Below are 5095 nucleotides of genomic sequence, written 5' to 3'. Positions count from 1 at the left end.
CGCTGACCTTCGCCAGCGTCACCGCCTCGCAGTCGCGCAGCTTCCTGAGCACCGCCTGCCGCCCGGGCACCGTGTCGCTCACCATCAGCGGCGGCGTGTTCGAGGACGACAGCAAGGGCGGCTTCCGCTTCATCAGCGGCAGCAACGCCTTCACCAAGCTGGAGATCGACTACGAGACCGGCGAGATCAACGTGTACCGGGCCAGCGGCGCCTACACCGGAACCGCCTCGGTCACCTACACCCCGGGCGCCGCCGTCACCGGCCAGACCGTGACCGGCGAGATCGAGATCCAGCTGGGCAACCGTGGCTATGCCTACACCCTGAACCTGGCTGAGGCCAAGCCGCGCCCGGGTACGCTGATCATCAGCTTCATGGCCCTCGGCAAGTGGCAGGAAGTGCGCGACGCCGGCAACGGCGAGCTGGAGGGGCAGGGCAGCGGCACCGTGGTGTTTGCCACGGGCGGCGTCAGCCTCACCCTGAATGCGCTGCCGGACGTGGGCAGCTCCATCGTCTACCAGTACATCGCGCAGAACGATCTGGAGCTGACCCAGCACAGCGGCGGCGTCAATGCTGTGGCCCAGGTGCGCCACACCCTGCCGCATGACGGCATCCTGCCCGGCTCGCTGGAGGTCACCTACACCAGCGGCGGCGCTGGCAAGGTGCTGCAGGATCAGGGCGACGGCACCCTGAGCGGCACCGGCGGCGCGGGCATCATCAACTACGCGGCCGGCGAAGTATCGATGCAGCTCAGCGCCACCCCGGATAGCGGCAGCAGCATCGGCTATGCCTACGAGCAAGGCGAGGTGGTGGACGACAGCCTGAGCCTGTCCGCCGATGGTGCGGGCCTGGTCACGGGCACCATCCCCGGCGCGCCGCTGCAGCCCGGCAGCGTGCGCATGCAGTGGGTGGTCACCCAGCGCCAGGCTGTGCCGGCGGCGCTGGTGGGCGGCAACTCGGCCCCGGTGTACGAGTCGCAGAAGTCCATCGTGCGCAACGCCGTGGACAACGGCAGCGGCGGCTGGGAAGGCTTCACCGGCAGCATCAACTACAGCACGGGCGCCTTCAGCCTCAAGGTCAAGCAGGACTACACCTACAAGGAGTACAGCTACCAGATGGTGCGCGACCAGTTCCAGCTGGAGCCGCGCCTGGTGACGACCAACACCACCCAGCAGGAAGGCTTCGGCGGCTCGCTGGCCGTGCGCTACCAATCGGTGGGGCTGACCTACGGCGAGCAGACCGACAGCCAGCCGGCGCCGACCGTAACCTTCGACTTGCTGCCCAGCGTGGACGAGCCGATTGTGCCGGGCTCGCTGATCCTGCAGTGGGGCGGCGAAACCTATGTTGACCGCGACGGGGTGCTGTTCAAGAACATCGCCAGCACCACCAATGCCGGCGCGGCCGTGGGCAGCGTGGACTACCAGGGCGGCACCGCCACCCTGACCAGCTATCCGGCCGGCGTGGCGCCGAGCATCAACCTGCTGGCCTGCCTGACCACCAACGCCGGCTTCAGCATTCGCGGCGTCACCTTCCGCACGCCCGGCGCGCCGGTTCGCCCGGCCAGCCTGCAGATCACCGCCGTGCGGGTGGACAACGCCCAGGTGGTCACCGCCTCGGCGGACATCAACGGCAACATCGACAGCCCGGTGATCAAGGGCACCATCGACAACAACACCGGCATCGTGCGCCTGCTGTTCACCACCAACCCGGAGGACAGCACCGGGGCCAGCGACGTGCCGGTGATCCCGGTGCTGCTGCGCTACAACGCCGTGCTCTACACCAGCCTGCCGCTGGACGCCAACCTGATCGGCCTCGATCCGGTGCGGCTGCCAGCCGATGGCCGGGTGCCGATCTACCGTGACGGCGAGGTGCTGGTGATCCACCACACCGCCGAAACCAACATCGGCACGCCGACTGCCGGGCAGGTGGTGAGCCTGGCGCGCGATCACCAGGCCGACATCGGCGTGGTGGATGCCAACGGCGTGGCGCTCGATCCGCAGGCCTACAGCGTGAACCGCGAGCTGGGTCGGGTGACCTTCGCCAACCCGCTGGCGCTCAACGATGCCGAGGGCTCGCCCCTGGTGCCGCCGCTGACCGTGCGCGACCGGGTGGAGCACATGACGGTCTGCACCGAGGTGCAGATCAGCGGCGTGCTCGGCATCAACAGCCCGCTGCCGTGGGACTTGCCGGCCGGCGCGATGGTCAGCAGCGCGGTCACCTGGGGCGACCTGCAGGCGCGGCTCTATCGCTGGTTCACGCAGAAGACCTGGAGCAGTGGCGCGCCGAACTGGACGGACAACCCAATCGGCGACAGCACCACCGCGCAGTACAACCAGCTGAACTACCCGCCCGTGGTCACCAACCTGGGCAGCATCGCCGGCAAGTGGGCGCTGGTGTTCACCAGCGCCACGGCCTTCCAGGTGGTGGAGCAGCAGCTGGGCATCATCGCCACGGGCAGCACCGGGGCGGACTGCGCGCCGATCAACCCGGCCAACGGCGCGCCGTACTTCACCATCCCGGCGGGCGGGTGGGGTAGCGGCTGGGCGGCGGGCAACGCAGTGCGCTTCAACACCGACGCCTGCCTGGGGCCACTGTGGATCTGCCGCACAGTGCTGGCAGGGCAGGGCACCGTGCAGGACGACACCTTCCAGATTCAGGTTAGGGGAGATGCAGACTGATGACTGCAGGGTTGAATGGTACGGGGTCGCAAGCCGACCCCTGGCTGATTGAAACCAGTGCCCATTGGGCGACGGTTCTACGGGATTCAGCCTCGACGGGGTATTACCGGGTGACGGGCGATGTGGCCGCCGGTTTTACCTCGGGGATCACGCAGGCTGCTGCCAGAGCTTACAAGTGCAAGGTCATCGATGGTGGTGGGTATTCGTTGGTTCTTAACGTCAACCCACAAGCCAGCCTTGCAGCGTCTATGGCTGGGGTCATGCTCAGAAATGCTGTGCTGTCGTCGTTCTCCAATTCATCAGGCTCAACGTCAACCATCGTCCCCTTCGTCAATTGCTACTTCACGGATTGCTACGTGCGGTGCTCCTTGAGCAACTTTTTCAACGCGGCGTACTTTGCTGATATCCGGGAGGATTTTGTGGCGTTGGAAGCGAAGGAGTTCCGGCGCGTTCTGTTGACTGGAGCGGTTTCGGCTACATCCATGCCGTCGATGACCTCCTTCTATGCTGGGCAGTCGTTGGTGACATTTGTTCATGTTTACGGCTACGCCGGTTCGACACAGACCTGGTACACACGCCTGACTGCAAAGCCAACGCTGGCAACCCTGGACGGTCAGGCCAGCAATGCGTTTTCGGCTGCCGCCTGGTACACGGATGAGACGCTGGATGCGCCTCGCCCGTACTTTGCGGAAACGGTCTCGCTGGTGTTGCTGACCAAGGTGGATGGAGTGGTTAAGGCCCGCCAACTCTATTACGAGGCCGAGGGGCGCTGGACGCTGCTGGGGAGCACTGATGCTGATGGTGCCCTTACTCTGGATGTGCGTATCCGTCGCTGGCTCACCTTCGCGGTCTTTGCCTCCGAGGACTTCGGGCTTGATCGGCTGCAGGAGGGGTTCTACTTCGCGGCCGGGCGGTACTACTTGCCGCCCACGGATACCGGGTACATCTACCAGGCTGGGGAGGCTGGTCGTGCGCTTGGACTGGGCGCGATCACCTTCGGCAGCAGCCCCGTCACCGTCAACGGCGTGACCTTCACACCGTCCCCGGCATACAAGACTGTTTCCTCGCCACGAACCACCAGGCTCACAGGCGGTGCTCAGCAATTCATCACTCTGGATACCGCGAGCGGTAGTGGTGGCGGAGGCCCTGTGCTGGAGGGCGACCCTGCCTTCCTGGATGGTGTGGTGGAGGAGATCCACCCGATGCTTGGCACTGTGCAGCCGCTGGCCAATGCCGAGGTGGTTGTGGTCGAGCTGCGTGCTGACCAGAGCTATGCCCCTATGGGGCGGGCATTGAGCAACCTGCTGGGCGAGTTCCGTGTGGAGACCGAGGTTTATGGGGGTGGGGATGTCTTCGCCTTCGCCGTCGACTTCCCGGGGCTTGTTTGGCAGGCCGGTGCTGAGCTGGGGTTGGGTGCGCGTGTTCGGCCTCCGGTGAACAACGGCTACGTCTACGAGGTGGTCGTGGCCGGCACTGCCGGGAGTGAGGAGCCGCAGTGGTGGGCCGACGAGGGCGACGGCACGGAGGGCTACATCGGCACCGCCCGAGCCAAGGCCAAACCGTACTACCAGCCGCAGGCCCATGGCCCGCTCAAGATGACCTTCGTCACGCCGTGAGGTGGCCATGCTGCGTTTTCGACTGTCTGGCCCTTACCAGGTGCCGGCGCCGCTGTTGTTCCGCCTGCAGGCTCGGCACGTTGATGTGGTGTACCCCGAGCCACCACGGCTGCGCCTGAGCCTGGGTGGTGGTTGGGGGGCAGCGTCTGCGGTGCAGGTGGCGCCCTCTTTGCCCTATGCGGCAGTGCCGCCGGTCGAGTTGCGGGTGGGGTTGGGTCATTCCCAGGCCCCGGCCAGGGATGGCGCTGCCCTGTCAGGCTGGCGTCAGGCCGGTGCCTTCGACCAGCTGCAGCGTGAGGGCTGGTCGCAGGCGCTGGCCCGCAGTGGCCAGGCCAAGGCCGTGGCTTGGGGCGGTGTGGCGCCGAAAGATCACGGCCAGCGCGAGGGTTGGCAGTGGGCGAAGCCGGCAGACAAGACCGGCCACCGCCTGCTCTGGCAGATGGCGCGCATCGTCGACAGCGGCAACGGATTGCGCCACCGCGATACCGACCGCTACGGGCGGGAGTGGCGCTATATCGAGGCGCTGCCGCCGTACCGCCCTGGCACTCAGCCGCTGCGCTTCAGCTTCAACGGAGTGCGCTACCTGCCGGCCCGCACGGCGCCTGTGTATTTCCAGCTCGGGCGCAACCTGCGCGACCGCCCGACCCAGCCGAGGGATCAGCGCGTGGCCCTACGCCACGGCACTTCCCCGGTACGCGACGCGGCGCGCTGGTTGCCATGGGGGCGGGCCAGGCCTGCGGACGCTTACCCCACGGGCATCACATACCCGGACTATGACGGGCCGGTGATCATCATCGAGCCGCC

3 protein-coding genes are annotated in these 5095 nt (G+C 66.7%); all 3 read left to right on the top strand.

Annotated features, from left to right (window positions below; genetic code table 11):
- A partial coding sequence (locus tag N7607_RS23020) for a hypothetical protein (RefSeq protein WP_279869480.1) occupies positions 1 to 2675 on the top strand: 2675 nt, incomplete at its 5' end.
- Complete coding sequence (locus N7607_RS23015) at positions 2675 to 4291, top strand: hypothetical protein (protein WP_279869482.1); 1617 nt, start codon at positions 2675 to 2677, stop codon at positions 4289 to 4291. The genes N7607_RS23020 and N7607_RS23015, both read left to right, overlap by 1 nt.
- Before the next feature lie 7 nt (positions 4292 to 4298).
- A partial coding sequence (locus N7607_RS23010) for a hypothetical protein (RefSeq protein WP_279869484.1) occupies positions 4299 to 5095 on the top strand: 797 nt, incomplete at its 3' end.

The sequence above is a fragment of the Pseudomonas sp. GD04019 genome, assembly GCF_029837695.1.
In the GTDB taxonomy this organism is placed as follows: Bacteria; Pseudomonadota; Gammaproteobacteria; order Pseudomonadales; family Pseudomonadaceae; genus Aquipseudomonas.
Note: the sequence above shows the minus strand (reverse complement) of the source record. Positions and strands in the feature narration are given on the sequence as shown.